Genomic DNA, 25,724 nt, shown 5'->3' with positions numbered 1-25,724 from the left:
CCTCACCCGTTTGGTCTAGGCCAATGGCCGCCGACTGCTACCGTCGCCCTGCCGGCCGGCGGAACCGGCGGGCGGCGCGGGGCGGCGAGAGGGGACACGCGGTGACGGACGGCGGAGCACGACGGCCCAGGGCCTACATCGGGTCCTTCACGGCGGCCGGGGGTCCCGGCCTGGTCACCGCCGACCGGGACCCGGTCACCGGGGCCCTCACCCTCGCCGGCGCCTCGGACGACCTCCCCGACCCCTCCTACCTGGCCCTCTCCGAGGACGGCGAGGTCCTCTACGCGGTCAGTGAGACCGCGCGCGGAGCCGTCGCCGCCTACCGGGTCACCGGGGAGCTCCCCGTCCGGCTCGGCCCGCCCGTCCCCGTCGGCGGCAGCGGGCCCACCCACCTGAGCCTCTTCGCCGGGCGCGTGCTCACCGCCAACTACAGCTCCGGCAGCGTCTCCGCCCTGCGGATCCGTCCCGGCGGAGCCCTGCACCGCGGCCCCGCCGCCGTGCTCGCCCACACCGGCTCCGGCCCCTGCACCGTGCGCCAGCAGGGCCCGCACGCCCACCAGGTGCAGCCGGACCCCAGCGGCCGCTGGGCGGTCAGCGTGGACCTCGGCACCGACTCCGTGCGGGTCTGCGCCCTGGAGGAGGACGGACTGCGGGTGCACCGGGAGATCAGGACGCGGCCCGGCTCGGGCCCCCGCCACCTGGCGTTCCACCCGGACGGCGACCGCGCCTACCTGGTCAACGAGCTGACCCCCTCCGTCACGGTCTGCCGCTGGGACGCCACTGAAGGGCTCCTGGAACCGCTGTGCGAGCTCGGGGTGCTGCCCGGGGCCGCCGAGGGCGACGCCTACCCCTCCGGCGTCGTGGTCGCTCCTGACGGCCGCTTCGTGTGGACCGCCACCCGGGGCGCGGACGTCGTCTCGGTGTTCGCCGTCGAGGGGGAGACGCTGAAGCTGTCCGGCACCGTGCCCTGCGGCGGTCACTGGCCGCGCGCCCTCGCCGTCGACGGGCGGTTCCTCTACGTGGCCAACGAGCGCTCCGGCGACGTCACCTGGTTCGAGACCGACCCGCTCACCGGCCTGCCCGAGCGGCGCGGCTCCGTGTCCCTCCCCGCCGCCTCCTGCGTGGTCGTCGCCTGACGCCTTCCGCGCTACGACTGACGCCTCCCCGGTACGACGAACGGCCGTGGGCCACGCCCCGGGTCACATGGACCGGAGGCGGGTCCCACGGCCGTACCGCCGCTTGGACCACGGGTATCCGCAGGGACCGGTGGTCTAGCGGACGGGCATGCCCTGCGGCTGCTGGGGCGCGATGCCCAGCGCGGTCGTGTACTTGGCGAGCGCCAGCTTGCCGACCGCCGGGTAGGCGCCGAGCGGCGCGGAGGCCGGGCAGCCCGCCTCCTGCGCGGCGGCCTCCAGCAGCTCCGGCGAGACCTCCGGACCGATCAGGTACGGGGCCAGCGCCAGCTGCTGCGAGCCGGAGGACCGCAGCTGCTCGGTCACCGACACCAGGGAACCCTCCTGGTCCAGCGCCGCCGCCATCACCGGCACGGCGAGGCGCGCGGCCAGCAGCATGCCGGTGATCCCGGCCGCCTGGACGGCCTCCTCACCGCCCACCGTGGCCAGGACGATGCCGTCCGCGGCCGTGTGCACGGTGAACAGGCGGGCACGGTCGGCGCGGGCGTGACCCGCCTCCGACAGGCGCACGTGCAGCGCCTCGGCCAGCAGCGGATGCGGGCCGAGCGCGTCGGTCAGGTCGGCGGCGACCCGGCTGTCCATGACGGCCTGGCGCACCCTGCGAAGCAGCGCGCTGTCCGGACCGGCCAGCAGCGGCACCACGACGGCGACCGGGCCGTCGGGCTCCTGCACGTCCGCACCGGCGGCCCGGGCCAGCTCGTAACGGGCGGTCCGCTCCTCGGCGGCGCGGGTCAGCACGGACTGCAGGGTCGGGAACTCGTCGTCGTCCCCGTCCAGATAACCGATGCGCCCGTCCAGGCCGGGAAGCTCGGAGCGGGCGATGCTCACGACCTCCTCGGCGAGACCGCGGGTCTCGGTGGTGGGAGTGCCGGGCACCGCCAGCACCAGCGCCGGCGCGCCCTCGGGGGCGGCCAGGGGCTCGGGTCGGCGGTGCCGGCCGGGCTGGCGGGGTCGCGGCATTCGTACAGGCAGGCCTGCGGGCCCAGTGGGGGAGCTCATGGCGCCGCATGCTACTGGCTCCAGGGGCTCCTCTGTTCGGGGAGGGGGCGGGTGAGCGGTATCCGTCCGCATTTGTCTGCCCGTGATGTGGCAAGCGGAACGATTCCGCGCCTTCCGGGTACGGCGGCGGGCGCCTTCGGCCCGAGGCCCCGCGAACAGCGACGCCCGGACGTGACGGTGCGCCCCGAGGGCGACCTGACGCCGCATCATACGGAAGCCGGCCGTGCGGCCCCCGCGGGGAGCGGACGCCCCCGCCGACGGGCCACAACCTCCGCGGAATCTTCACCTCCGGACGGCCGGGATCGTGGATCCAGCTCGGAGCGAGGAGGGGTGATTTGTCGACATGGCGTCATCGCGCTACTCACGCCCCGGCTCACTCCCGATGACCCGTCGGCGCCGACGGGTCACGGCCGGGCGGCCGGTGTCACCTGGAGCATCCGGGCGTCCCGGGGGAGCGCGGGACCGCCGAGGGCGAGCCCCGCGGCAAGGCGGAAGGCCCCCGTCAGGGGGTCGCCCTCGGGCGCCACCCGACGCGCGTGCGGCAGGGCCTTGGCCAAGGACTCCTCCAGCGGCGCGAGCAACGGCTCGCCCAGCCGCGCCAGACCACCCGTCACCGAGACCACGGGCGCGCCCTCCTCCGGGCACACGGCGGCCGCCGCGCCGGCCATGTGCCGGGCGGCGTCCCGCAGGATGCCCTCCGCCACCGGATCCACCGGCGCGCAGGCCGCGACCTGCGGCGCGAACGAGGCCAGCACCGCGGGCCGGTCCGTGCGCGGGTACAGAGCCGCGGGCCAGCCGGCCGGGGGCCCCAGCAGCGACTCCCCGCGCTCCAGGAGGACGGAGGAGCCACCAGGCCGGCCGTCGTGCGCGCGCAGGGCCGCCTCCAGGCCGGCCCGGCCGATCCAGGCGCCGCCACCGCAGTCGCCCAGCAGATGGCCCCAGCCGTCCGCCCGGCGCCAGCGCGACAGATCGGTGCCGGTGGCCGTGAGCCCCGTGCCGGCGGCGATCACGGCGCCCGGGCGGTTCCCCAGGGCACCCACGTACGCGGTCACCGCGTCCGACGCCAGCGCCACGCCCGCCCAGCCGCGCCGTGCGCCGTCGAACCGCCGGGCCAGCTCCGCGGGCAGCTCGGCACGCCAGGCGTCGCCCAGCGAGGCGAAGCCCGCCGCGCCCACCGCGACCGCGTCCGGCGCACCGTGTCCGGCCTCGGCCAGCGCCTCCTCGGCGAGCGGCATCAGCAACTCGACGAGATGGACGGGATCGAGCCCCCGCTCTCCCGTCCGCACCGGCTCTCGTCCCGAGCACCGCGCCACCGGGCCGCTCTCCGGCGTGCCCACGGCGACCCGCAGCCCGGAGCCGCCCGAGTCCACCGCCAGCACCACCCGCTCCCGCGGCCCGGCCCCGCTCACGGCAGTCGCCAGTCCACCGGCTGGGCGCCCTGCTGGAGCAGCAGTTCGTTCGCCCGGCTGAAGGGACGCGAGCCGAAGAAACCGCGGTCGGCGGAGAGCGGCGACGGGTGCGGCGACTCCACGGACGGGTAGGTGCCCAGCAGCCGGCGCGCGGCCCGGGCGTGGCTGCCCCACAGGATCGCCACCAGAGGCTTGCCGCGCTTGGCGAGGGCCCGGACGGCCTGCTCCGTCACCTCTTCCCAGCCCTTGCCCCGGTGGCCGTTGGTCTTGCCGGGAGCCGTGGTCAGCGAGGTGTTGAGGAGCAGCACGCCCTGCTGGGCCCAGGGCGTGAGGTCGCCGTTGGACGGCTGGGGCGCGCCCAGGTCGCTCTGCAGCTCCCGGAATATGTTGATCAGGCTGGGCGGCAGCGGACGCACCTCCGGGGCGACGCTGAACGACAGCCCGACCGCGTGCCCCGGTGTCGGATAGGGGTCCTGACCGACGATCAGGACACGGACGTCGTCGAAGGGCTGCTGGAACGCGCGCAGGATGTCGGGTCCCGCGGGGACGTACCTGCGTCCCGCCGCGATCTCCGACCGGAGGAAGTCACCCATGCGGGCGATCCGGTCGGCCACGGGTTCCAGTGCCTCGGCCCAGCCGGGCTCGACGATTTCATGCAAAGGTCTAGGTGCCACGGGCGTCACCCTACTGCCGGGGTCCGACAGGCGATCAAGCTCTGGCCCACGCCGGAGGAGGGCGACGCCGCGGCCCCGTCAGCCGACGACCGCGGCGCGGACACAGAGCACGTCCGGGAGGTGGGAGGCCAGGAGACGCCAGCTCTCGCCGTCGTCCGCGGAGGCGTAGACCTCGCCGTTGCGGGTGCCGAAGTAGACCCCGGCCGGGTCGGCGTCGTCGGTGCAGAGGGCGTCGCGGAGCACGATGCCGTAGTGGTCCTCCTGCGGCAGGCCGGCGGAGAGGGGCTCCCAGGTGCGCCCCGCGTCGGTGGTGCGGAAGACCCGGCAGCGGCGTCCGGCCGGCACCCGGTCGGTGTCGGCGGTGACCGGGAACAGGTAGGCCGTGTCCCCGCGGTGCGGGTGGGCGGCGACCGCGAAACCGAAGGTGGTCGGCAGGCCCTCGCCGATGTCCGTCCAGTGGGCACCCGCGTCGTCGCTGCGGTACACGCCCCAGTGGTTCTGCAGGTACAGCCGGTCCGGATCGGCGGCGTCGCGCGCGATCTTGTGCACGCACTGGCCGAACTCGGGGTCGGGACCGGGCAGGAAGTCCGCCCCCACGCCGCTGTTGGAGGGGGACCAGCTGCCGCCGCCGTCCTGGGTGCGGAAGACGCCGGCGGCGGAGACCGCCACCGTCACGGCCCGCGCGTCGCGCGCGTCGGTGAGGATCGTGTGCAGCCCCTCGCCGCCTCCGCCGGGCACCCAGCGGGAGCGGGTGGGGTGCTCCCACAGCGGGCGGACCAGGGAGAACGACTCGCCGCGGTCCTCGGACCGGTACAGCGCCGCGGGTTCGGTGCCCGCGTAGACCACGCCGGGCTCCGCGGCGGACGGGTGCAGTTGCCAGACCCGCTCCAGCGAGGTGCCGGTGTCCTCCGGGAACCGCACGGCGGGGCTGGCCGGTTCGGTCCAGGTGCGGCCCAGGTCGTCGGAGTGGAAGACCGACGGACCCCAGTGGGAGCTGACGCCTCCCACCAGGATCCGCGGCGCCGGTTCCCGGGTGTCCAGGGCGACCGAGTAGACGGCCTGGGCGTTGAAGTGGGGAGCGGGGTCGAACTCCCAGTCGCCGCCTCCCCGGCGGCGCGCGAGGAACAGACCCTTGTTCGTCCCCACGGCGAGCAGTACGTCGGCCATCCGGGCCACCTCCAGGACATCGTCGTCCAGATGCGTGTCAGTCGGACACGGCACAGTCTGCACCGTGCCACCGACAACGCCCGGGAGGTACCGGCGCGGCCCGGGCGACGGCCGCCCGCGCACGGCGGCGCGTCGACCCGGACCGGCGCCCCGTCAGGCGGTGGGCCCGGCCGCCGCACCGTCCGGCCGCGCCGCCGTGGGCGCCGTGCCGGACACCTTCTCCGGCCCGGCTGCCGCCTCCGGCGCGGACGGTGACGGTGCACCACCGTTGCCCGCCAGGTGGTTGAAGACGAGGTTGAGGATCACCGCGGTGAGACAGCCCGCGCTGATGCCGCTGTGCATCACCGTCTGGAACCAGTCCGGGAAGGCGTCGTACACGGTGGGGACGCCGACCGGCAGCATGCCCACCGCCAGGGAGACGGCCACGACGGTCAGGTTGTGGCCGTCGCCCAGCCCCGCGTGGACCAGCGTGCGCAGTCCGCTGGCGGCCACCGTCCCGAACATCACCAGGCCCGCGCCGCCCAGCACCGGGGCCGGGACGGCCGCGACCAGCGCGCCCAGCTTGGGCAGCAGTCCGAGCAGCACCAGCAGACCGCCGGCCGCGGCGACCACCCAGCGGCTGCGCACCCGGGTCATCCCGACCAGGCCCACGTTCTGGGCGTAGGCCGTGTAGGGGAAGGTGTTGAAGACGCCGCCCAGCACGGTGGACAGGCCGTCGGCCCGCAGACCGTCGGCCAGGGCCCGCGGCTCGACCTTGCGGCCGGTCAGCTCGCCCACGGCGATGAGGTCACCGGTGGTCTCGGTCATGATCACCAGGGCCACCACCAGCATCGACACGATCGCCGAGACCTCGAAGACCGGCGCGCCGAAGTGGAACGGGGTGCTGATGCCCAGCCAGGCGGCGTCCGCGACCCCGCCGAAGTCGGTGAAGCCCAGCGGCACGGCCACGACCAGACCGACCACGATGCCCACCAGCACCGCGATCCTGCTCAGGAACGGCGGTGCGAACCGCTGCACGCCGAGGACGATCACCAGGACGAAACCGGCCAGGGCCAGGTTCCCCGGCGCGCCGAAGTCCTCACTGCCCTGACCGCCCGCGGCCCAGTTGCCCGCCACGGGCATCAGGGAGAGGCCGATGATCAGGATCACGGTGCCGGTGACCAGCGGGGGGAAGAACCGCAGCAGCCTGCCGAAGACCGGCGCCAGCAACAGGATGGCCAGCCCGGCGACGATGACCGCGCCGTAGATGGCGGGCAGCCCGCCGCCGGTGGTGCCGATCATGACCATCGGGGAGACGGCGGCGAAGGTGCAGCCCTGCATGATCGGCAGTCGGACGCCGAACCGCCAGAAGCCGATGCACTGGATCAGGGTCGCTATGCCGCAGACCAGCAGGTCGGCGGTTATCAGGTACGCCAGGTCGGCGGCGGACAGGCCCATCGCGCCGCCGACGATCAGCGGGACCGCCACGGCGCCCGCGTACATGGCGAGGACGTGCTGCAGCCCGAAGGCGGCCAGGTGCCGTACGGGGGGCACCTCGTCGACCGGATGGACGGAGGGTGTGGGGGAGGGGACGGGTGAGGAGGCGGAGGATCCGGCGGGTACGGGGGTCGGCATGAGGGCTCCCGGAGACAGGGGGCGGGCAGGGCCGCGAGCCCGGCACCGCGCCGCCGTCCGGGCTCAACTCCAGTGAACCGTAGGGCCGTTCAACAGTTTGTTGATTTCCGGGATGTTGCCGGCACATCTCGCCGTGTTGCGATCCCCGCACCGCCGCACCGCCGCACCGCCGCACCGCCGCGCCTCACACCGCCCCACCGCCGCACCGGTCCCGTCGCCCGCGCGGGCTCACGGCGCAGTGGTGCCCGCGCTCAGCGCATGTCCTCCATGCGCGCGATCTCCGTGGTCTGCGTGGCGATCACGTCGTCCGCCATCTCCTCGGCGCGGATGTTGTTGCCCTCGGCCTTCACGTCCGAGGCCATGGCGATCGCGCCCTCGTGGTGGGCGATCATCAGGTCCAGGAAGAGCGCGTCGAACTCCGCGCCCTCCGCGGCCGCCAGCTTCTTCATCTGCTCGGGCGTGGCCATGCCCTTCATCGCCTCGTGGTCGTGGCCGGCGGCGTCCTTCTTTGCGCCGTGCTCGTCGAGCCAGCCCTCCATCATGTCGATCTCGGCGCCCTGCACGTCCGAGATGCGCGAGGCCAGGCCCTTCAGCTCCTTCGACTTCGCCCGGTCGGGGGCGAGCCGGGCCATCTCCAGGGCCTGTTCGTGGTGCTCGATCATCATCTGCACGTAGCCGATGTCGGCGGTGTTGGGGGAGTCGTCCTCCTTGCGGTGCTCGGCCGCCTCCTCCGGGGACAAGGTCCGGTTCGACTCGCCCGGCTTGCCCGGGGCGAGTACCGAAGAACCCTGCGCCGCGCCGGACTTGGCCTCGGAGCCGGAGTCGCAGCCGCCCAGGGCGAGGACGGCCAGGGCCAGTGTGGTGGTGACGAGCGAGGCTCGTGGAACACGGCGGATGGGCACGGCGACCTCCCGGGAGCGCGGCGGTTGACGGTTGTTCGACGGTTGTTCGTGTGTGTAGACGACCGTCCTAGCACGGTTTTGTCGGTGCGTGATCAAAAAATCTTGTGACAATCGCATTGCCAGTCTGTTGATCTGTGCATGATGCAGACGATACTCAGGGGCGTCCGTGCCCGCTCGGTTGCGAGTACGGGTCGATGAGGGAGGACGAAGTGCTCAGACGGAACCCCCGAACGCAGCGCAGAAGGCTGGGGATCGCGGCCACCGCCGCCGGTCTGATGGCCGCACTGCTCACCGCCGCCCCCGCGGGCGCCGTTCCCGGACCGGGCGACATCCCGGAGAAGCGGCTCTCCAGCAGCGCCAAGGCCGAGGTCGAGGCGGCCATCGAGAGCGGCGAGATACCCGGCGTGGACGAGATCGTCCACAGCGCCAACATCACGCACGTCAGCAACACCCCGAAGGACCTGCTGCCCGGCACCAACTCGGACCTCGCCTTCCAGGGCGACTACGCGTTCTCCGGCAACTACGACGGCTTCAAGGTCTTCGACATCAAGAACCCGAAGAAGCCGAAGGTCGTCGCCCAGGTGCTCTGCCCGGGCTCGCAGAACGACATCTCGGTCTCGGGTGACCTTCTCTTCCTGTCCACCGACTCGTCGCGCAGCGACGACTCCTGCAACAGCACCACGCAGCCGGTGACGGAGAAGTCCTCCTGGGAGGGCATGAAGATCTTCGACATCAGCGACATCCGCAACCCGCGCTACGTCGCCGCCGTCGAGACCGCCTGCGGTTCCCACACCCACACGCTGGTTCCGGACCGCGACGACGTCTACGTGTACGTTTCCTCGTACTCGCCGAACGCCGCCTACCCGGACTGCCGGCCGCCGCACGACGGCATCTCCGTCATCAAGGTCCCGACCGACGCGCCGGAGACCGCGAAGATCGTCAACTTCCCCGTGCTCTTCCCCGGTGAGGGCGACCTCGGCGGCGGCAACCCCGGCTCCCCCGTGAACCCGGGCGTCTCCCGCACCACTGGCTGCCACGACATCACCGCGCTCCCCTCGAAGAAGATCGCGGCGGGCGCCTGCATGGGCGACGGCATCCTGATGGACATCTCCGACCCGGCCAACCCGGTGGTCATCGACCAGGTCCAGGACAACGTGAACTTCGCGTTCTGGCACTCGGCGACGTTCAACATGGACGCCGACAAGGTCGTCTTCACCGACGAGCTCGGCGGCGGCGGCATGGCCACCTGCAACGCGGAGATCGGCCCGAACCGCGGCGCCAACGGAATCTACGACCTCGTCGGCAAGGGCAAGAACGCCGAGCTGAAGTTCGTGAGCTACTACAAGATCCCGCGCCACCAGGCCGACACCGAGAACTGCGTCGCGCACAACGGCTCGATCATCCCGGTCAAGGGCAAGGACATCATGGTCCAGTCCTGGTACCAGGGTGGCGTCTCCGTCTGGGACTTCACCAACTCCGCCAAGCCGAAGGAGATCGCCTTCTTCGAGCGCGGCCCGCTGCCCGACGGCGCCGGCGGCGGCACCTGGTCGACGTACTGGTACAACGGCTACCTGTTCTCGAACGACATGGCCAAGGGCTTCGACGTGCTGAAGCTCAACGACCCGCGCACCAACCAGGCCAACGGCGTTCACCTGGACGAGCTCAACGTCCAGACGCAGCCTGAGTACTACAAGAAGAGGAAGTAACCCCGGTACCGGGCGGCCCCCGGGCCGTCCGGCACCACCCCCGTTCCCGCCGCGCGGCACGTCCGCACGGCGGGAACGTCGTTCCCGGGCACGTGCGGGGCGGGTGCGGGGCACGTGCACGGCAGGGCAGGACAGGGTCAGGGGTCTCGCGCCGCGGGGCCCGTTGACCGGACGGCGGCCCGGCGCCATCCTGTAGGCCCGTCCGGGGCGACGCGGGGGAGCGCCCCGGGCGGGTCTACGCGCGGTGCCGCGGCTCCGGCCCCTGCCGGGGGCGGTCGCCGTCCGGGACCAGGGACAGCACCGCGCGCAACGCGTCCGGCCGCAGCCGGGCCGGGAGATGGTCGACGAAGTGCACCGCGCAGCCGAGCGCCGCGGCGCCCCCGTCGGCCCTGCGGTCGTCGCCCACCATCAACGTCCGTGACGGGTCCGCCCCCAGCGTGTCCAGGGCGACGCGGAACAGCCCCGGATCGGGCTTCTGCACGCCGTGCTCGAACGACAGCACGTACGCGTCCACCTGGGGGTCGAGCCCGTGGGCCCGGAACACCGGGCGCAGGTCCCAGCCGATGTTGCTCACCACGCCCACGGCCACGCCCCGGCGGCGCAGTTCCCCCAGCACCTCGAGGGCGTCGGGGTAGGGCTCCCAGGCGCCGGGCGTCATGTGGCGGTCGTACAGGGCGCCGTGGAGCGCGGGATCCGGAAGCCGCACGCGGCGCGACAGCGCCGTGTAGGCGGCCCGGTGCGACTCCGCCGTCCGGTCGCGGTCCTCCCAGAGGCCGGCCAGTTCGGCGGGCAGTTCCCTGGGCGCGGCGCCGCCGGGCAGCGCGCCCGCCTCCTCGAGCTCCCGCGCGGCGCGGGCGGTCTCCTCCTCGGTCATGCGGATCCCGGTGTCCCGCAGCACGGCGCGCAGCCAGCTCTCGGCGGACTCCACGCGCAGCAGCGTGCCGGAGAAGTCGAACAGCACGGTCGAGAAGGCGGTCATGCGCCAGAGCGTAGTCCCGGACGGACATCCGCCGCGGGGCGCTTTCCGGCCTCCCGCAGGCGCGGCACCCCCTCGAACACCGCGACGGCCACCGCCACCACCAGCGCTCCGAGCAGCCAGCCGCCCACCACGTCCGACAGCCAGTGCACCCCGAGCCACACCCGGGTCAGCCCCACCCCCACCACACTCACCACGGCGGTCGCTACGGCCGCCCGCCACCGGCGCGGCCCGACGCCCTCTCGGCGCACCACCCACAGCAGCAGGCCGCAGCAGACCGTCGCCGTCATGGCGTGGCCCGAGGGGAAGGCGGCGAAACGGGCGTCGTCGACCGGGTCGGACCACACCGGCCGGGGCCGGTCGACCGCCGCCTTGAGCACCTGCTGCAGCACGGCCGCGACGGCCACCGTCGCCACCAGCCACAGCGCGGGCCACCCCTGCCCCCGGCGCCACACCAGACCGACCGCCACCGCCACGGTCAGCGCACGCAGCGTGATCGGGTCCCAGAACCAGTCGGTGAGGACCCGCGCCACCGCCGTGACGCCGTCCTCCCGGACCGCCCAGCGGTGCGTGGTGCGGGCCACCTCACCGTCCAGGGCCATCAGCGGCTGCCAGGACGCCTCCACCAGGGCGAGGAGCACCAGCGAGCACAGGGCCAGCAGGGCCGCGGCGCGCAGCGCGGCGTCCTGGAGCGCCTGGTGCGGACCGGACGACGGCGTGGCGGGGGGAGGAGCGGGCGAGGAGAGGCGCATGGGGCCGATAGTGACCCACCGGGGGCCCCTGAAACCATCCTTTCGCGCCGTTTCGCCGTTCCCCATCGGTCGAGTTCGCCGTCGGTCGCGTCCGTCGTTCGCCGTCAGTCGAGGTGGAGCACGCCCAGCCCCGGGGCGAAGGCGATGAGCAGCGGAACGGCCGGGACCAGCGCGCCCGCGGCCGTGAGTCCGAGGCGGCGGACCGGGCTGAGCCGGCGCGGGGGAGTGATCAGGCGGTCCACGCGGCGCGGCACGTCGGCCCGCGGGCCGGACGGGGCCGGGGCGAAGACCCCGCGGTCCTCGTTGAGGCCGACCAGGGCCAGCGCCACGGCGAGGCGGCCGTGGCGGCGGGAGGCGGAGTCGTCGGCGGCCAGTTCCACCAGGCGGTGGATCTCGTCGCGGAACGCCGCGAAGACCGGCACCCGAGGGAACCCCTCCGCCAGCGCGGAGGAGCAGTGCAGCAGCCAGTCGTGACGCGCCCGGGCGTGGCCCTGCTCGTGGGCGAGGACCGCGTCCAGTTCCCGCTCGCCCAGGCGGCGCAGGGCGGCCGTGGTGATCACCAGGCGGGGCGTGGGGCCGGGCAGCCACCAGGCGTCCGGGCGGTCGGACTCCAGCACCAGGAGACGGTCGCCCGCCGCGCCCTCGCCGGGCAGCCGCGGCGCCCGCTCCAGCAGGGCCGCCCGCTCCCGGCGGCGGCGGGACCGGGCCCGGACCACCACGCGGGCCAGCATGGCGAGCGTCCACAGTCCGCCCGCGGCCAGCGCCAGCGCCGTCCCCGCCGCCCAGGGCCCGGCTGTGCCCTCGAGGGCGTAGACGTCGACCACCTGGCTGGGCGCGGGAGCGAAGACGTGTCCGCGCACCGCCTGCCAGGCGGCCGCCGCGCTGAGCGTCATCGACAGCGCGAAGGACAGCAGCACGGCCGCGACCACGCACTGCCAGACCCAGAGGGCCACCACCGGCTCCCGGTCCACGTCGGCCGGCGCGAGGACACGGGGAGCGACGACGGCGGTCAGCACGCCGAGCAGCAACAGTGCCGCGGGGACCATCATGGTGGCAGCGTAGGAGGCCCGTCGGCGCCGTGGAACAGGGTCGCGCCGCGAGTGACGCACGACACGGCGGGCGGAGGCGTCCGGCCCTCGCGCGGCGACCCGTCACATCGTCAGGAGCATGGCCAGCATGGCGATCCCCATCGCCAGCCGGCACACCCGGGCCAGCTCCGGCCGGTCCCCCCAGCGCACCCCGCCGCCGGCGGACGCCACGGCACCGGAGGGCAGCAGCCGCGCCCCGGCGACCAGGACGTAGCCGGCGAAGTACAGCAGCAGAACCCCCGTCAGCAGCGGGACGCCCGTGACCCCGCCGTCCGCGTGGCCCGCGTGCCCCGCCGGCGCCGCGGTCATGGCCAGCGACATGTGGACCATGGCCAGCGCGCCGACCGCGTGGTGCAGGTGGTGCGCGCTGCTCCGGGCCGCCCACAGGGCGTGCAGCGCCGCCGCGCCGAACACCGCCGCGTACACCGGCCACACCCAGCCGGGCGGCCCGAGCGCCGCGGCCGGCACGGCCATGGCCGCCATGCCGAAGCCCATCACCGCCTCCCCGCCGGCGGCCCTGCGCTGCTCCTCGACCCTGCTGCCCATCCGCAGCACGCAGTAGGCGCCCGCCGCCGCGCACAGGGCGACCATCAGCCATCCGGTCGTGGCCGGTCCGTGCACTCCCGCCCCCTTCCCCCGAGGTCCCCGCCGGCCTCGGCGGTCGGTCGAGGGATGCCCGTCCCGGGCGGCGCGCATACGGGCGCAGAGGGGCGTACGGGGAGCATCGGGCGGAGCGTGACGGAAGCCTCCGATCATTTACGAGTGAAACACCTGTTAAGGTCGAAGGAGTGGCTCGCGGAGTGACTCGCAGGAGTGACTCGAAGAGTGAAACGTCCGTCCGTCGTCCACAGAGAGGTGTCCCAGGGTGCGCCTGCCGCTGCTCCAGGCACTCCGGCCAGGCAGGCCGGCCGACATCTGGTACAAGCACGCCGTCAGCGTGGTGGCGGCCACCGCGCCGCCGAACCTGCTGCTGGTCGCCCTGGACCGCCTGGACCTCGCCGTCTACACGATGGCCGGATCGCTGTGCGCCCTCTACGCCCACAACCGCCCCTACGCCGCCCGGGCCCGCACGCTGGCCTGGCTGGTGGCCGGCATGGTCGCCGGTGTGGCGGTGGCGCTGACCGCGGCCTCGCTCACCTCCTCGGGCGTGGTGCTGGTCGCGGTGGGAGCGGTGCTGGCCGCCGCACACAAGGTGCTCTGCGACGCCACCCGGGTGGGTCCGCCCGGCAACGTGATCCTCACCTTCGTCTCCTCGGCGGCGCTCTTCGTCCCGCAGACCCTCGGCCAGGTGCCCGGCCATCTGGCGCTGGCCCTCGCCGCCGGAGCCTTCGCCTGGCTGGTGGGCATGGCCCCCGGCCTGCTCCGCCCGCACGGCCCCGAGCGCCGGGCCGTCGTCCAGGCCCTGCGGCAGGTCGCCCGGTACGCCGGGACCGCCGACCGGGCGGAACCGGGCGGAGAACCGGGCCCGCGACCTGCCGGCACCTCCGGCGTCGACACGGACGCGCAGGCCAGGGCGGACGCCGCCGGGGCGGTGCAGACCGCCTGGCAGATGCTGCTGATGACCGGCCGGCGCTCCGCGTCGCGCCGCCCCCTGGGCCGGCTGCTGGTGCGCGCCGAGGCCGTCCTCGCCGCGCCCGCGCCCGGTGACGCGCAGGCGCTGCGCTCCTGGGCGGACCGGCTGCACGGCCTCGGCCGCGTCCCCGACACCTTCGGCCCCGCGCTCGACGCGGGCGACGAGGACGAGCTGCTCGGCGTCGAGATCGAACGTGCCGCCTCCGCGCCGTCGCTCCGGCAGCGCCTGGCCCCGCTCCGCGCCGTCGCCCTGCGCACGCTGCTGGGCTGCGCGCTGGCCGGCTGGGCCTCGCTGGCCCTGGGCGTCGGCCGCCCCTACTGGGCGCTGGTCACCGCCGCCGCCCTCTTCCAGATCAACCTCACGCTGACCTGGAGCCGCGGCGTCCAGCGCGTCGTCGGCAACCTGGCCGGGGTGGCGCTCTTCGCGGCGCTGGCCCCCGTCGCCCACCTCAACCGGTGGACGCTCGTCCTGACCTGCCTCGCCCTGAACTTCGGCGCCGAGGCGCTGATCTCCCGCAACTACTGGCTGGGCAGCGTCTGCGTCACCCCGATGGCCCTGCTCGTCACCGAGTACGCCCACTGGCAGAGCACCCCGGAACTGGTGCTGGACCGCACGGTCGACACCCTGGTCGGCGCGCTGGTCGGTCTGGCGGCGGCCGTGGTGGTCACCGACCGGCGGGCCGTCGACCGGGTCGCCGAGGCCCTTCGCCGGGCGGAGGCCGCGCGGCACCGGGCCGACACCCTGGTCGCCGGGACCTCCGCCGCCCCGGCCGCCCTGGCCGTGGCCCGGCGCGACCTGGCCGCGGCGCTGGTGACCCTGCGGGGCACCACCCAGGCGGCGTCCGGCGAATGGTGGCGGCGTGCCCTCCCGGTGGAGGAGGTGACGCGGGAGGAACGAGCCGGACACCGTACGCTCGCGGCGACGGTACGGCACCCGGCCCCCGGGTCCGCCGCCGCGGTCACGCGACCGTCGCACCGCCCCGGCACCACGACGGAGGACGCCACGTCATGACGGAGAACGGGAACCGCCCCGAGGGGGAGCCGGCCACCGCGGCGGACACCGTCGCCGCTGTGGTCCGGCAGTGGCGGGAGGTCCTCCCCGAGCTGGACACCGACCCGATGGAACTCATCGGGCGGATCAACCGCAGCGCGGCGCTCCTGCGCCAGGCCGAGGACGCGCCCCTGCGACGTGAAGGGCTCACCCGCCCCGAGTTCGACCTCCTGGGCGCCCTCCGGCGCACCGGCCGGGAGCTCACCCCCGGGGACCTGGCCCGCGAGACCTTCTCCTCGGGGGCGGCCGTCACCAAGCGGCTCAAGCAGCTCACCGAGCGCGAGCTCGTCGAGCGGCGCACCGACGCCAGGGACCGGCGCGTCGTGCTGGTGCGGCTCACCGAGGCCGGCCGGGACCTGGTGGACTCCGTGCTGCCGCAGCAGCTGTCCTTCGAGGCGGACGTCCTCGCCGGACTCGGCGCCGACGAGCGGGACCACCTGGCGCGGCTGCTCGGGAAACTTCTCACCCAGCTCGAGGGCCGGCTCTCGCCACGACTGTGAACGCCACGGCTGTGACGGCCACGGCTGTGACCGCCGCGAGGAGGCGGACAGGGGGTGCGAGGGTGCGGGACCTCAGATGCCGGGCCGGTGGCGCAGCGGATGGTCCGCGGGGATCTCGACCAGGACGATCGGCAGGCCGTCCGGGTCGGCGATCCACATCTCGATCAGCCCCCACGGCTCGCGCACCGGCTCGCGGACGATCTGCACGCCGCGCCCCGCCAGCTCGTCCCGCGCGGCGGCGGCGTCCTCGACCTGGAGCCACAGCCGCACCGCGCCGCCGGGAGCCGCCGGCTCCCCGGGCTCCCGCCGCCCGGACAGCTCGAGGAAGCCGCCGCCGAGGAAGTACACCGTCCCCCGCTCGTCGCCGGTGCCGAACTCCCGGTACACCGCGAGGCCCAGTTGCCCGCCGTAGAACGCGCGGGAGGCCGGCGGATCGAGGGGGCGGATCAACGTCCTGCTGCTCAGTACGTGCACCATGGCCGCAGCCTAGACACCGGAGAGAACATGCACCCCACCGACAGCCCGGCCCCCACCCTGGTCTTCCGCGAGGCCACCGCCGAGGACGTCGACGCCCTGGTCGAGCTCGTCCAGTCCGCCTACCGCGGGGACGCCAGCCGCGCCGGATGGACCACCGAGGCCGACCTCCTCGACGGGCAGCGCACCGACCCCGAGGCGGTCCGCGAGATCGTCGCCGACCCCTCGGGACGGGTGCTGGTCGCCGAACGCGACGGCGTGACCGTCGCCTGCTGCCAGCTCGAACACCGCGGTGCGCACGCCTACTTCGGCATGTTCGCGGTCCGCCCCGGCCTCCAGGGCGGAGGGCTGGGCCGGGCCGTCCTCACCGAGGCCGAGCGGTTCGTCCGTGCGACCTGGGGCGTCACCGAGATGCACATGACGGTGATCTCGGTACGGGAGGAGCTGATCGCCTGGTACGAGCGCCGCGGCTACCGCCGCACCGGGCGGACCAGCCCCTTCCCGTACGGCGACGAGCGGTTCGGAGTCCCCCGCCGCGCGGACCTGGAGTTCGAGCTGCTGGTGAAGGAGCTCCCCGCCCCGGGCGTCAGCCCCGCTTGATCTCCGGTCGGTCGGTGACCACCCCGTCGAGCCCGAACGCGTGCGCGAGGCGCAACTGCTCCGGGGTGTTGACCGTCCAGGCCAGGACGCGGAGGTTCTCCCGCCGGGCCCGCTCCACCGTCTCCAAGGTGAGCCGGCGGATGTTCAGGGACATGGTCCGGGCCCCGGCCCGGACCGCCCGGTCGACGACCTCCGCGTCGTAGCGGCTCGCCACCAGCGCCGTCCGCACCCCCGGCACGAGGCGGGCGATCTCCTCGATCGCCTCGGCGTGGAACGAGATGACCTCCACCCGTTCCGTCAGATCGCGCCCGACCATCACCTCGGCCAGCCGCTGGGCGGCCGCGACGTCCTTGATCTCGGCCTGCAGCGGCGCCGTCACCGCGTCCAGCACCTCTTCGAACACGGGGATCCGCTCGCCCGACCCGGCGTCCAGCGTGCGCAGTTCGGCCAGGGTCCGCTCCACGATCGGGCCCGTGCCGTCGGTGGTGCGGTCGACGGTGGCGTCGTGCATGACCACCAGCGCCCCGTCCTTGCTGAGATGCAGGTCCAGCTCGATCAGGTCGAGCCCGGCCTTCTCGGCCGCGACGAACGACCGCAGCGTGTTCTCCGGCTCGACGCCCATGAGTCCGCGGTGGCCGATGGTCAGGAAGTCCACGATCTTCTCGCTCCCGTGCGCGTGTGTCTGTCCGCCCGCAGCCTAGGCGCCGCCGTGCGCCCCGCAGCCCTCCCGCCGTGTCACCCGCACAGCCCCTTGACAGGAAAATCCCCGCCGAAAAGGGCCCTGCGCAACAAGTTTTCCCAAGATCCCCTCTTGCTGAAAAAGAAGATGGTGCATACGGTGAGTCCACCCGAGGTACTCCCGTGGAGGGTGAGAGATGACGGAGGTTCTTGTGCAGGTGGGCACTCAGGGGCAGCACCAGGCTCCCGGGGCGCGTGTGGTGGACCACCCGGCGTGGCCCGCGCTCAAGGGCGCGGTCGAGCGCATCCGCCCCTGGCAGAGCAAGGACGGGTCCATCGACCTCACCGCCGACGGCGCGCCCGCCCGCGCCGAGGCGGAGCGGGCCGTCGCCGAGGTGACGGACGCCGTCACCGCCCTGGCGCCGCTGCTCCCGCACGACACCGAGTACCACGAGGTTCTGGTGAAGGACCTGCGCCGCTGGGCCGACGACGGCTTCGGCGTGCCGGACTTCCTGGACTCGCTGCTGGCGTTCCAGCCGGCCGCGCGCCGTGAGGACGGACTCCAGCACCTGGTCGTCTTCCCGATGTACACGCAGAACGGCAACCCGGACCGCAACCTCGAGGCCGTCGTGCTCCGCATGGTCTGGCCCGACTGGCTGGCCGAGCTGGAGCGGACCCGGTACGACAACCCGCTCTTCTGCGCCATCACCTTCGAGGACTTCACCTCCGGCTACGACACCAACTCGGCCGTCCTCTTCCCGGAGACCGTCGCCGTCCGCGAGGCCCCCGAGCGCTTCACCTGGGGCGGCATCTTCTGCGACCGCGAGGCCGCCCGCTTCCGCCGCGTCACCGAGGCCGCCGTGGACATCCTCGGCCTGGAACTGCCCGAGGACGTCGCCGCGATGGTCCACGACCAGCAGCGCTGCCAGGACGCCTTCGTGCTGTGGGACCTCGTCCACGACCGCACGCACAGCCACGGCGACCTGCCGTTCGACCCGTTCATGATCAAGCAGCGCCAGCCGTTCTGGATGTACGGCCTGGAGGAGCTGCGCTGCGACCTCACCGCCTTCAAGGAGGCCGTGAAGCTGGAGGCCGAGGGCGTCCCGCAGGCCCGCGACGTGCAGATGGCGGTCCTCTTCGACCGCATGTTCCGCTTCCCCGTCACCGGCGAGCGCACCCGCAACTACGACGGCCTCGGCGGTCAGCTGCTCTTCGCCTACCTGCACAAGCACGACGTCGTCCGCTGGACCGACAACAAGCTGCACATCGACTGGCGGCGCGCCCCCGAGATCACCAACCAGCTCTGCGCCGAGATCGAGACGCTCTACCGCGACGGCATCGACCGGCCCAAGCTGGTCCACTGGTTCGCCGGCTACGAGCTGGTCTCCACCTACCTGTCGCCGCACCCCGGCTCCCGCTGGGCCAAGGGCCCCGACGCCCTGGACCTCACGCAGCCCCCGCGCAAGCTGGTGGACGACGTGCTGCCGGACGAGTTTCCGCTCAGCATGTTCTACGAGGCGCTCGCCAAGAAGCTGAAGAACGTGATCGCCTCCACCAAGGGGATCCGCGTCGAGGCCGGCGACCTGCCCGCCGCCGCGTAGCGGACGCGGTCACACCGCGACCCGGCCCGGGCAACGGCCGGACGATCGAGCGAGAACGCCGAGGAGGCGAGAGCGATGGGGAACGGAAACGGAGCGCTCGAGGGGGCGGTCGTCGCGGTGGCGGGCGCGGGAGGCGCCGCCGGGCGGGCGACACTGCTGCGCCTGGCGGAGGCCGGCGCGATCGTCGTCGCCTCGGACAACGACCCCGAGCGCCTGGCGGAGGCCGTCGACGCGGCCCGCTACGCGCACGGCGGGGCCACGGTCACCGGCGAGCCGGTCGACCTGCTGGACCTGGACGCGGCGCGCGCCTGGGCCGCCGAGACCGAGAAGGAGTTCGGCCGGATCGACGGCATGGTCCACCTGGTCGGCGGCTGGCGCGGCAGCGCCTCCTTCGCCGGCACCGACCTGGGTGACTGGGAGCTGCTGGAGAAACTGCTGATCCGCACGGTGCAGCACACCTCCCTGGCCTTCCACGACGCCCTGGTGCGCAGCGACCGCGGCCGGTTCGTGCTCATCAGCGCCGCCGGCGCCACCAGGCCCACCGCGGGCAACGCCGCCTACGGCGCCGCCAAGGCCGCCGCTGAGGCGTGGACGCTCGCCCTCGCGGACGCCTTCCGCAAGGAGGGGGGCGAGGACGGCCCCGCCGCCGCGGCTGCGATCCTGGTGGTGAAGGCACTGGTGCACGACGCCATGCGCGCCGAGCGCCCGAACGCGAAGTTCGCGGGCTTCACCGACGTCGAGGACCTGGCCGAGGCCATCGCCGGAGTCTGGGACAAGCCCGCCAGTGAAGTGAACGGAAACCGTCTGTGGCTGACCGAGAAGCCGTGAATCCGCCGAAGACCGACGCGCGCCGTCGTCACGACCCGTCGGTCAGCGGCTTCGCCAGCGACAACTACGCGGGGGTCCACCCCGAGGTGCTCGCCGCCCTGGCCCTGGCCAACGGCGGGCACCAGGTCGCGTACGGCGAGGACGTCTACACGGAGCACCTGCAGCAGGTGGTGCGCGGCCACTTCGGCGCCACCGCCGAGGCCTACCCCGTCTTCAACGGCACGGGCGCCAACGTGGTGGCGCTCCAGGCGGTCACCGACCGCTGGGGCGCGGTGATCTGCGCGGAGAGCGCCCACATCAACACCGACGAGGGCGGCGCGCCGGAGCAGGTGGCCGGCATCAAGCTGCTCACCGTGCCGACCCCCGACGGCAAGCTCACCCCCGAGCTGATCGACCGCCAGGCGTTCGGCTTCGACGACGAGCACCGGGCGATGCCGCAGGTCGTGTCGATCACCCAGTCGACCGAGCTCGGCACCGTCTACACGCCGGGCGAGATCCGCGCGATCTGCGACCACGCCCACGCGCACGGCATGACGGTCCACCTCGACGGCTCCCGCCTCGCCAACGCGGCGGCCTCGCTGGACGTGCCCATGCGGGCCTTCACCAACGCCGCCGGCGTCGACCTGCTCTCGCTCGGCGGCACCAAGAACGGCGCCATGTACGGCGAGGCCGTGGTGGTGATCAACCCCGAGCGGGTGCGCCGGATGAAGCACCTGCGCAAGACCTCCATGCAGCTGGCCTCCAAGATGCGCTTCGTCTCCGTGCAGCTCGAGGCGCTGCTCGCCAAGGACCTGTGGCTGCGCAACGCCCGGCAGGCCAACGAGATGGCCCAGCGGCTCGCCGAGGGCGCCCGGGCCGTGGACGGCGTCGAGATCCTGTACCCGGTGCAGTCCAACGCCGTCTTCGCCCGCCTCCCGCACGCCGTGACGGAGCGGCTGCAGAAGCGCTTCCGGTTCTACTTCTGGGACGAGGCGGCCGGTGACGTGCGCTGGATGTGCGCGTACGACACCACGGCGGACGACGTCGACGCGTTCGTCGCCGCGCTCAAGGAGGAGATGGCGGCCCGCTAGGCCGACCGGCACCACGGCCTACGGCACCCGACATCACTGCATAGGTATGCGACTGTCTGCAAACTGATTGACCGCAGACGGTCGCATTCCTATGATCACGAGGCATGGAGACCATCCAGCAGAGCCCTGATCTGTCCGCGTATCTGGCCGCGTCCGAGGTGATCGACCACGAGCATCCGGTGGTCCGCGAGAGTGCCGCCCGCCTCGCGTCGACGGCCCTGGATTCGTATGACTATGCGCGCGCGGCCTTCGCCTTCGTCCGGGACGAGATCCCCCACTCCCACGACGCGGACGACCCGCGCGTCACCTGGCGCGCCTCCGACGTGATCCGGCTGCGCACCGGCATCTGCTACGCCAAGGCCCACGCCCTGGCCGCCCTGCTGCGGGCCGAGGACATCCCCACCGCGCTCTGCTACCAGCGCCTGGAGGACGACCGTGGCGGCTTCGTGGTGCACGGACTGGTCGCCGTCCGCTTCCACGGCGCCTGGCACCGCCAGGACCCCCGGGGCAACAAGCCGGGGGTCGACGCGCGGTTCTCGCTGGCGGGGGAGCGGCTGGCGTTCCCGGTGGACGTCACGCGGGGCGAGCGGGACCACCCCGAACTGCACGCCGAGCCGCACCCCGCGGTGCTCGCGGCGCTGCGCGGTGCGCGCGACCGGGCCGAGCTGTGGCGGACGCTGCCCGCGGACCTGTGACGCGGGCAGCGGCGGCGGAGGGGTGCCCGCCGGGAGCGCCGGTCAGCGCTCCTCGCGGCGGGCGACCTCCTCGGGCGTGGGGGCGGTGCCGCCGAGGTGGGCCGGCAGCCACCAGGAGTCCTCGGTTCCGGCGGGGCTGTCCGGGTAGTCGCGCCGGGCGTCGTCCAGAAGCTCCTGCACACGGCTCTTCAGGCGCCCGGTGAGCTCCTCGGTGGACGCCCCGGCCGTGTCGATCGGCTTGCCGACCCGGATGGTGACCGGCGTGTGGCTCCGGCTGAAGTCGCGCTTGCGGCCCTTGGTCCACAGCCGCTGGGTGCCCCACAGCGCCATCGGGATCAGGGGCACGCCGGACTCCTGGGCCAGGCGCGCGGCGCCCGACTTGAACTCCTTCAGGCAGAACGACTGGGAGATCGTGGCCTCGGGGAAGATGCCGACCACCTCGCCCGAGCGCAGCGAGTCGAGCGCGTGCGCGTAGGCCGCCTCCCCTTTGCGGCGGTCCACCGGGATGTGCCGCATGCCGCGCATCAGGGGGCCGGACACCTTGTGGCGGAAGACCGAGTCCTTGGCCATGAACCGCACCAGCCGCTTGCTCGGACGGGCGGCGTACCCGTCGAAGATGAAGTCCAGGTAGCTGATGTGGTTGCTGGCCAGTACCGCGCCGCCCGACCGGGGTATGTTCTCCGCGCCCCGAAGGTCGATCTTCAGGTCCCACGCCTTGAACAGTGACAGGGCGAGGCCGATGACGGGACGGTAGACGAGCTCTGCCATGGGTGGGACGAGCCCCCTTCTCTGTGTGACTGCCAGGGAAAGGGTTACCACTCCTGGCCGAAGCAACCTACGCGGCCGTAACTTACGGACGCGTAGAGATCGTGCCCCAAGAACGGGTAAACGACCAGACGAAGTGCCCGACGTGGAGGAGATCCTCGTCACGTCGCCCGAAAGGGCCCCTGACCGGGGAATCTTCACCCCCCGCCCACCGCTGGGAGTTACCGACAGGCCATGATGGGTGACGCCGCGAAGGCGGCGGAGCGGAGGAGTGCGGGTGAGCGGGCGCCACGACGGGCCACGGATCGACGCCGACGTGCTCGATCCTGATGTACCCGACGCCGATGTGCTCGACGCCGACGTGCTCGGCGGCCGGGTGGGGGAGCGGGCGACGCTGCTGCAGTTCTCCACCGCCTTCTGCGCGCCCTGCCGCGCGACCCGGCGGGTGCTCGCCGAGGTGGCCGCGATGGTGCCCGGCGTGACCCATGTGGAGGTCGACGCGGAGGCGCACCTGGTGCTGGTCCGCGCGCTGGAGATCGAGGCCACTCCGACCACGCTGGTGCTCGACGCGCGTCGCCGCGTGGTGCGCCGGGCCGCCGGAGTGCCCCGCAAGGCCGATGTGATCGCCGCTCTCGGAGAGGCGATATCCCTCGGAGAGGCGACATGAGGAAGGACGGCCCGGTGACGGTCGAATCCATGACGGTCCGGTCCACGACGGCGCGGCCGGTGAACGGCGGGCACTCGACACCCCCGGGCGCCGGGCCCTCCGAGCTGCTGCGTTCCGTCTTCCGGCGGCACGCCGCGGGAGTGGCGGTGATCACCGCCGGTCACCAGGGCCGCCCCCACGGCTTCACGGCCACCTCCCTCACCTCCGTCTCCGCGGAACCCGCCCTGGTCTCGTTCGGCATCAGTGAGCGCTCCTCCTGCTGGCCGGCCGTCGCCCGGGCGGAGTACGTCGGCGTCCACATACTCGGCGAGCACCAGGCCGGCCTCGCGGCGACCTTCGCCCGCAGCGGCGCCGACCGGTTCGCCCCGCCGACCGCCTGGCGCGAGGGCCCCGGCGGGGTACCGCTGCTCGACGACGTCGTCGCCTGGCTGGTCTGCCGCCCGGTCGCGCGCGTGCCCGCGGGGGACCACCGGGTGGTGGTGGCGGAGGTGACGGCCGGGGACCCGGCCGGCGAGGGCGGTCCGCTGCTCTACCACCAGGGCCGGTACGGCGGTCTCCGCGACGTGGACCCGCGGAACTGACCGACCGGTCGTTACGGAGCGTTACGCAGGTCACACTGCAAAGCGCTTGCTTAGTCTGGCGTGACCGGGTGTACTACTGGCGAGTAATTTATTCGTCGGGGGACAGACACTCCCCGGACGGAAGTGGCGGCTTCGGACGCATATGCTGCGTGGCAGGAAGCAGCCCGACATGACGATGCAGTAGGAGAGCCGGCGTGAGCTTGAGGATCGTTGTCACCGTTAAGTACGTGCCCGACGCCACCGGCGACCGGCACTTCGCCGACGACCTGACCGTCGACCGCGACGACGTCGACGGTCTGCTGTCGGAGCTCGACGAGTACGCCGTCGAGCAGGCGCTCCAGATCTCTGAGAACGCCGACGACGCCGAGGTCACCGTGCTCACGGTCGGCCCCGAGGACGCCAAGGACGCCCTGCGCAAGGCGCTGTCCATGGGCGCCGACAAGGCCATCCACGTCGAGGACGACGACCTGCACGGCACCGACGCCATCGGCACCTCCCTGGTGCTCGCCAAGGCGATCGAGAAGGCCGGCTACGACGTGGTCATCTCCGGCATGGCCTCCACCGACGGCACCATGGGCATCGTGCCCGCGCTGGTCGCCGAGCGCCTGGGCGTTCCGCAGGTCACGCTGCTCTCCGAGATCGCGGTCGAGGACGGCAAGGTCACCGGTCGCCGCGACGGCGACGCCGCCTCCGAGCAGCTCGAGGCCTCCCTCCCGGCCGTCGTCTCCGTCACCGACCAGTCGGGCGAGGCGCGCTACCCGTCCTTCAAGGGCATCATGGCCGCCAAGAAGAAGCCGGTGGAGTCCTGGGACCTCTCCGACCTCGACATCGAGGCCGAGGAGGTCGGCCTGGAGGGCGCGTTCACCAAGGTCGAGTCCGCCACCGAGCGTCCGGCCCGCACCGCCGGCACGATCGTCAAGGACGAGGGCGAGGGCGGCAAGCAGCTCGCCGAGTTCCTCGCGGGCCAGAAGTTCATCTGATCCCGCCCCAGCTGACCGCCCCTCAGACTTCGCAATCCGCAGGAGAGCATTCCCATGGCTGAAGTTCTCGTCTACGTCGACCACGTCGACGGCGCCGTCCGCAAGCCCACCCTCGAGGTGCTGACCCTCGCCCGCCGCATCGGCGAGCCGGTCGCCGTCGCCCTGGGCGCCGGCGCCGCGGCCACCGCCGCCACGCTCGCCGAGCACGGCGCGGTGAAGGTCCTCACCAACGAGTCCGCCGAGCTCGCCGACTACCTGGTCGTCCCGAAGGTCGACGCCCTCCAGGCCGCCTACGACACTGTGTCCGCCGGCGGCTCCCTGGCCGCGGTGCTGCTGCCCACCTCCGCCGACACCAAGGAGATCGCGGCCCGCCTGGCGCTGCGCATCGGCTCCGGCATCATCACCGACGCCATCGACGTCGAGGCCGGCTCCGACGGCCCGGTCGCCACCCAGTCGGTGTTCGCCGCCTCCTTCACCACCAAGTCGGTCGTGTCCAAGGGCACCCCGGTCATCACCGTCAAGCCGAACTCGGCCCCGGTCGAGGCCGCCCCGGCCGCCGGCGCGGTCGAGGAGCTCTCGGTGACCTTCTCCGCCCTCGCCACCGGCACCAAGATCGTCTCCCGCACCCCGCGCGAGTCGACCGGCCGCCCCGAGCTGACCGAGGCCGCCATCGTGGTCTCCGGCGGCCGCGGCGTGAACGGCGCCGAGAACTTCGCGATCATCGAGGCGCTGGCCGACGAGCTCGGCGCCGCGGTGGGCGCGTCCCGTGCCGCCGTCGACGCCGGCTGGTACCCGCACACCAACCAGGTCGGCCAGACCGGCAAGTCCGTGTCGCCGCAGCTGTACATCGCCAACGGCATCTCCGGCGCCATCCAGCACCGCGCCGGCATGCAGACCTCGAAGACCATCGTGGCCGTCAACAAGGACGCCGAGGCCCCGATCTTCGAGCTCGCCGACTACGGCGTCGTCGGCGACCTGTTCCAGGTCGTCCCGCAGCTCACCGAGGAGATCAAGGCCCGCAAGGCCTGATCACCCCACGAGGCACCCGAGGGGCCCGCGGCCGGAACACCGGCCGCGGGCCCCTCGCGTCGTCCCCCGCCCGGGTGCGCCCAAGACCCTGTTGACCGGCCCCGGACGGGCGGTTAGCCTCCCGGCGAGTTCAACGAACTGTTGAAACGACCC

General features: G+C 73.4%; 26 protein-coding genes. 13 read left to right on the top strand and 13 right to left on the bottom strand.

What is annotated here, in order from left to right:
* Positions 1-101 precede the first annotated feature (101 nt).
* Positions 102-1,136 carry a lactonase family protein gene (locus ACWD3O_RS22995; protein WP_451417169.1) on the top strand — a complete coding sequence of 345 codons (1,035 nt, stop codon included), beginning with the start codon at positions 102-104 and terminating at the stop codon, positions 1,134-1,136.
* A 135-nt stretch (positions 1,137-1,271) separates the two neighbouring features.
* Here the strand turns inward: ACWD3O_RS22995 and ACWD3O_RS22990 are convergent, their stop codons facing one another.
* From ACWD3O_RS22990 to ACWD3O_RS22965, 6 genes are all read right to left on the bottom strand, one after another.
* Complete coding sequence (locus tag ACWD3O_RS22990) at positions 1,272-2,192, bottom strand: sirohydrochlorin chelatase (protein WP_451411638.1); 921 nt, start codon at positions 2,190-2,192, stop codon at positions 1,272-1,274.
* A 404-nt stretch (positions 2,193-2,596) separates the two neighbouring features.
* Positions 2,597-3,601, bottom strand: a complete 1,005-nt coding sequence (locus ACWD3O_RS22985) for an N-acetylglucosamine kinase (protein ID WP_451417168.1) — start codon at positions 3,599-3,601, stop codon at positions 2,597-2,599.
* The gene (locus ACWD3O_RS22980; RefSeq protein WP_451417167.1) at positions 3,598-4,275 is read right to left on the bottom strand and encodes a uracil-DNA glycosylase; all 678 of its coding nucleotides are present in this window, start codon (positions 4,273-4,275) and stop codon (positions 3,598-3,600) included. The genes ACWD3O_RS22985 and ACWD3O_RS22980 overlap by 4 nt, the downstream gene beginning before the upstream one ends.
* Positions 4,276-4,353: 78 nt before the next feature.
* Positions 4,354-5,442, bottom strand: coding sequence for a WD40/YVTN/BNR-like repeat-containing protein (locus tag ACWD3O_RS22975; protein ID WP_451411641.1), 1,089 nt, complete (start codon positions 5,440-5,442; stop codon positions 4,354-4,356).
* 153 nt (positions 5,443-5,595) lie between these two features.
* Entirely contained in the window at positions 5,596-7,056 is a 1,461-nt protein-coding gene (locus ACWD3O_RS22970) for a nucleobase:cation symporter-2 family protein (protein WP_451417166.1), read from the bottom strand.
* 251 nt (positions 7,057-7,307) lie between these two features.
* Positions 7,308-7,958 carry a DUF305 domain-containing protein gene (locus tag ACWD3O_RS22965; RefSeq protein ID WP_451411643.1) on the bottom strand — a complete coding sequence of 217 codons (651 nt, stop codon included), beginning with the start codon at positions 7,956-7,958 and terminating at the stop codon, positions 7,308-7,310.
* Positions 7,959-8,233: 275 nt separating this feature from the next.
* Between ACWD3O_RS22965 and ACWD3O_RS22960 the strand changes: the two genes are divergently transcribed.
* Positions 8,234-9,664: an LVIVD repeat-containing protein gene (locus ACWD3O_RS22960; RefSeq protein WP_451411724.1), complete on the top strand. Its 1,431-nt coding sequence runs from the start codon at positions 8,234-8,236 to the stop codon at positions 9,662-9,664.
* Between the two features lie 235 nt (positions 9,665-9,899).
* Here ACWD3O_RS22960 and ACWD3O_RS22955 read toward each other — a convergent pair whose 3' ends face one another.
* The 4 genes from ACWD3O_RS22955 to ACWD3O_RS22940 form a co-directional block, all read right to left on the bottom strand.
* Positions 9,900-10,643 carry an HAD family hydrolase gene (locus ACWD3O_RS22955; protein WP_451411644.1) on the bottom strand — a complete coding sequence of 248 codons (744 nt, stop codon included), beginning with the start codon at positions 10,641-10,643 and terminating at the stop codon, positions 9,900-9,902.
* The gene (locus tag ACWD3O_RS22950) at positions 10,640-11,392 is read right to left on the bottom strand and encodes a phosphatase PAP2 family protein (protein WP_451411645.1); all 753 of its coding nucleotides are present in this window, start codon (positions 11,390-11,392) and stop codon (positions 10,640-10,642) included. The genes ACWD3O_RS22955 and ACWD3O_RS22950 overlap by 4 nt, the downstream gene beginning before the upstream one ends.
* Before the next feature lie 104 nt (positions 11,393-11,496).
* A complete protein-coding gene (locus ACWD3O_RS22945; protein WP_451411646.1) occupies positions 11,497-12,441 on the bottom strand; it encodes a M56 family metallopeptidase in 945 nt (314 codons plus the stop codon).
* Positions 12,442-12,543: 102 nt separating this feature from the next.
* Positions 12,544-13,101, bottom strand: coding sequence for a DUF5134 domain-containing protein (locus tag ACWD3O_RS22940; RefSeq protein WP_451411647.1), 558 nt, complete (start codon positions 13,099-13,101; stop codon positions 12,544-12,546).
* Positions 13,102-13,345: 244 nt separating this feature from the next.
* Here ACWD3O_RS22940 and ACWD3O_RS22935 point away from each other — a divergent pair, with 244 nt between their 5' ends.
* Together ACWD3O_RS22935 and ACWD3O_RS22930 are read left to right on the top strand one after the other, a co-directional pair.
* The gene (locus ACWD3O_RS22935) at positions 13,346-15,064 is read left to right on the top strand and encodes an FUSC family protein (protein ID WP_451411648.1); all 1,719 of its coding nucleotides are present in this window, start codon (positions 13,346-13,348) and stop codon (positions 15,062-15,064) included.
* On the top strand, positions 15,061-15,603 hold the full coding sequence (locus tag ACWD3O_RS22930) for a MarR family winged helix-turn-helix transcriptional regulator (protein ID WP_451411649.1): 543 nt from the start codon (positions 15,061-15,063) through the stop codon (positions 15,601-15,603). The genes ACWD3O_RS22935 and ACWD3O_RS22930 overlap by 4 nt, the downstream gene beginning before the upstream one ends.
* Before the next feature lie 72 nt (positions 15,604-15,675).
* On the opposite strand, the gene ACWD3O_RS22925 is transcribed toward ACWD3O_RS22930, so the two are convergent.
* A complete protein-coding gene (locus ACWD3O_RS22925; protein WP_451411650.1) occupies positions 15,676-16,080 on the bottom strand; it encodes a VOC family protein in 405 nt (134 codons plus the stop codon).
* A 27-nt stretch (positions 16,081-16,107) separates the two neighbouring features.
* On the opposite strand from ACWD3O_RS22925, the gene ACWD3O_RS22920 reads away from it, so the two are divergent.
* Complete coding sequence (locus tag ACWD3O_RS22920; protein ID WP_451411651.1) at positions 16,108-16,677, top strand: GNAT family N-acetyltransferase; 570 nt, start codon at positions 16,108-16,110, stop codon at positions 16,675-16,677.
* Here the strand turns inward: ACWD3O_RS22920 and ACWD3O_RS22915 are convergent.
* Positions 16,664-17,332 carry a glycerophosphodiester phosphodiesterase gene (locus ACWD3O_RS22915; protein WP_451411652.1) on the bottom strand — a complete coding sequence of 223 codons (669 nt, stop codon included), beginning with the start codon at positions 17,330-17,332 and terminating at the stop codon, positions 16,664-16,666. The genes ACWD3O_RS22920 and ACWD3O_RS22915 overlap by 14 nt on opposite strands.
* A gap of 220 nt (positions 17,333-17,552) precedes the next feature.
* Between ACWD3O_RS22915 and ACWD3O_RS22910 the strand changes: the two genes are divergently transcribed.
* From ACWD3O_RS22910 to ACWD3O_RS22895, 4 genes are all read left to right on the top strand, one after another.
* Complete coding sequence (locus ACWD3O_RS22910) at positions 17,553-18,956, top strand: DUF6421 family protein (RefSeq protein WP_451417165.1); 1,404 nt, start codon at positions 17,553-17,555, stop codon at positions 18,954-18,956.
* 75 nt (positions 18,957-19,031) lie between these two features.
* On the top strand, positions 19,032-19,784 hold the full coding sequence (locus ACWD3O_RS22905; protein ID WP_451411654.1) for an SDR family NAD(P)-dependent oxidoreductase: 753 nt from the start codon (positions 19,032-19,034) through the stop codon (positions 19,782-19,784).
* A complete protein-coding gene (locus ACWD3O_RS22900) occupies positions 19,781-20,854 on the top strand; it encodes a threonine aldolase family protein (protein WP_451411725.1) in 1,074 nt (357 codons plus the stop codon). Before ACWD3O_RS22905 ends, ACWD3O_RS22900 begins: the two co-directional genes overlap by 4 nt.
* Positions 20,855-20,958: 104 nt before the next feature.
* Entirely contained in the window at positions 20,959-21,549 is a 591-nt protein-coding gene (locus ACWD3O_RS22895; protein WP_451417164.1) for a transglutaminase domain-containing protein, read from the top strand.
* 42 nt (positions 21,550-21,591) lie between these two features.
* Here ACWD3O_RS22895 and ACWD3O_RS22890 read toward each other — a convergent pair whose 3' ends face one another.
* Positions 21,592-22,317, bottom strand: coding sequence for a lysophospholipid acyltransferase family protein (locus tag ACWD3O_RS22890; protein ID WP_451411656.1), 726 nt, complete (start codon positions 22,315-22,317; stop codon positions 21,592-21,594).
* A gap of 238 nt (positions 22,318-22,555) precedes the next feature.
* Between ACWD3O_RS22890 and ACWD3O_RS22885 the strand changes: the two genes are divergently transcribed.
* The 4 genes from ACWD3O_RS22885 (at position 22,556) to ACWD3O_RS22870 (ending at position 25,571) form a co-directional block, all read left to right on the top strand.
* Positions 22,556-22,981 (top strand): thioredoxin family protein, encoded by a 426-nt coding sequence (locus ACWD3O_RS22885; protein ID WP_451417163.1) that lies wholly within the window; start codon positions 22,556-22,558, stop codon positions 22,979-22,981.
* A gap of 29 nt (positions 22,982-23,010) precedes the next feature.
* The gene (locus ACWD3O_RS22880) at positions 23,011-23,562 is read left to right on the top strand and encodes a flavin reductase family protein (RefSeq protein WP_451411726.1); all 552 of its coding nucleotides are present in this window, start codon (positions 23,011-23,013) and stop codon (positions 23,560-23,562) included.
* Positions 23,563-23,756: 194 nt separating this feature from the next.
* On the top strand, positions 23,757-24,542 hold the full coding sequence (locus ACWD3O_RS22875) for an electron transfer flavoprotein subunit beta/FixA family protein (RefSeq protein ID WP_451417162.1): 786 nt from the start codon (positions 23,757-23,759) through the stop codon (positions 24,540-24,542).
* Between the two features lie 54 nt (positions 24,543-24,596).
* Complete coding sequence (locus tag ACWD3O_RS22870) at positions 24,597-25,571, top strand: electron transfer flavoprotein subunit alpha/FixB family protein (RefSeq protein ID WP_451417161.1); 975 nt, start codon at positions 24,597-24,599, stop codon at positions 25,569-25,571.
* The last annotated feature ends 153 nt before the right edge of the window (positions 25,572-25,724 follow it).

Source organism: Streptomyces sp. NPDC002640 (genome assembly GCF_053592575.1).
The sequence above is the reverse complement of the archived record's forward strand: the minus strand, read 5'-3'. Positions and strand labels throughout refer to the sequence as shown.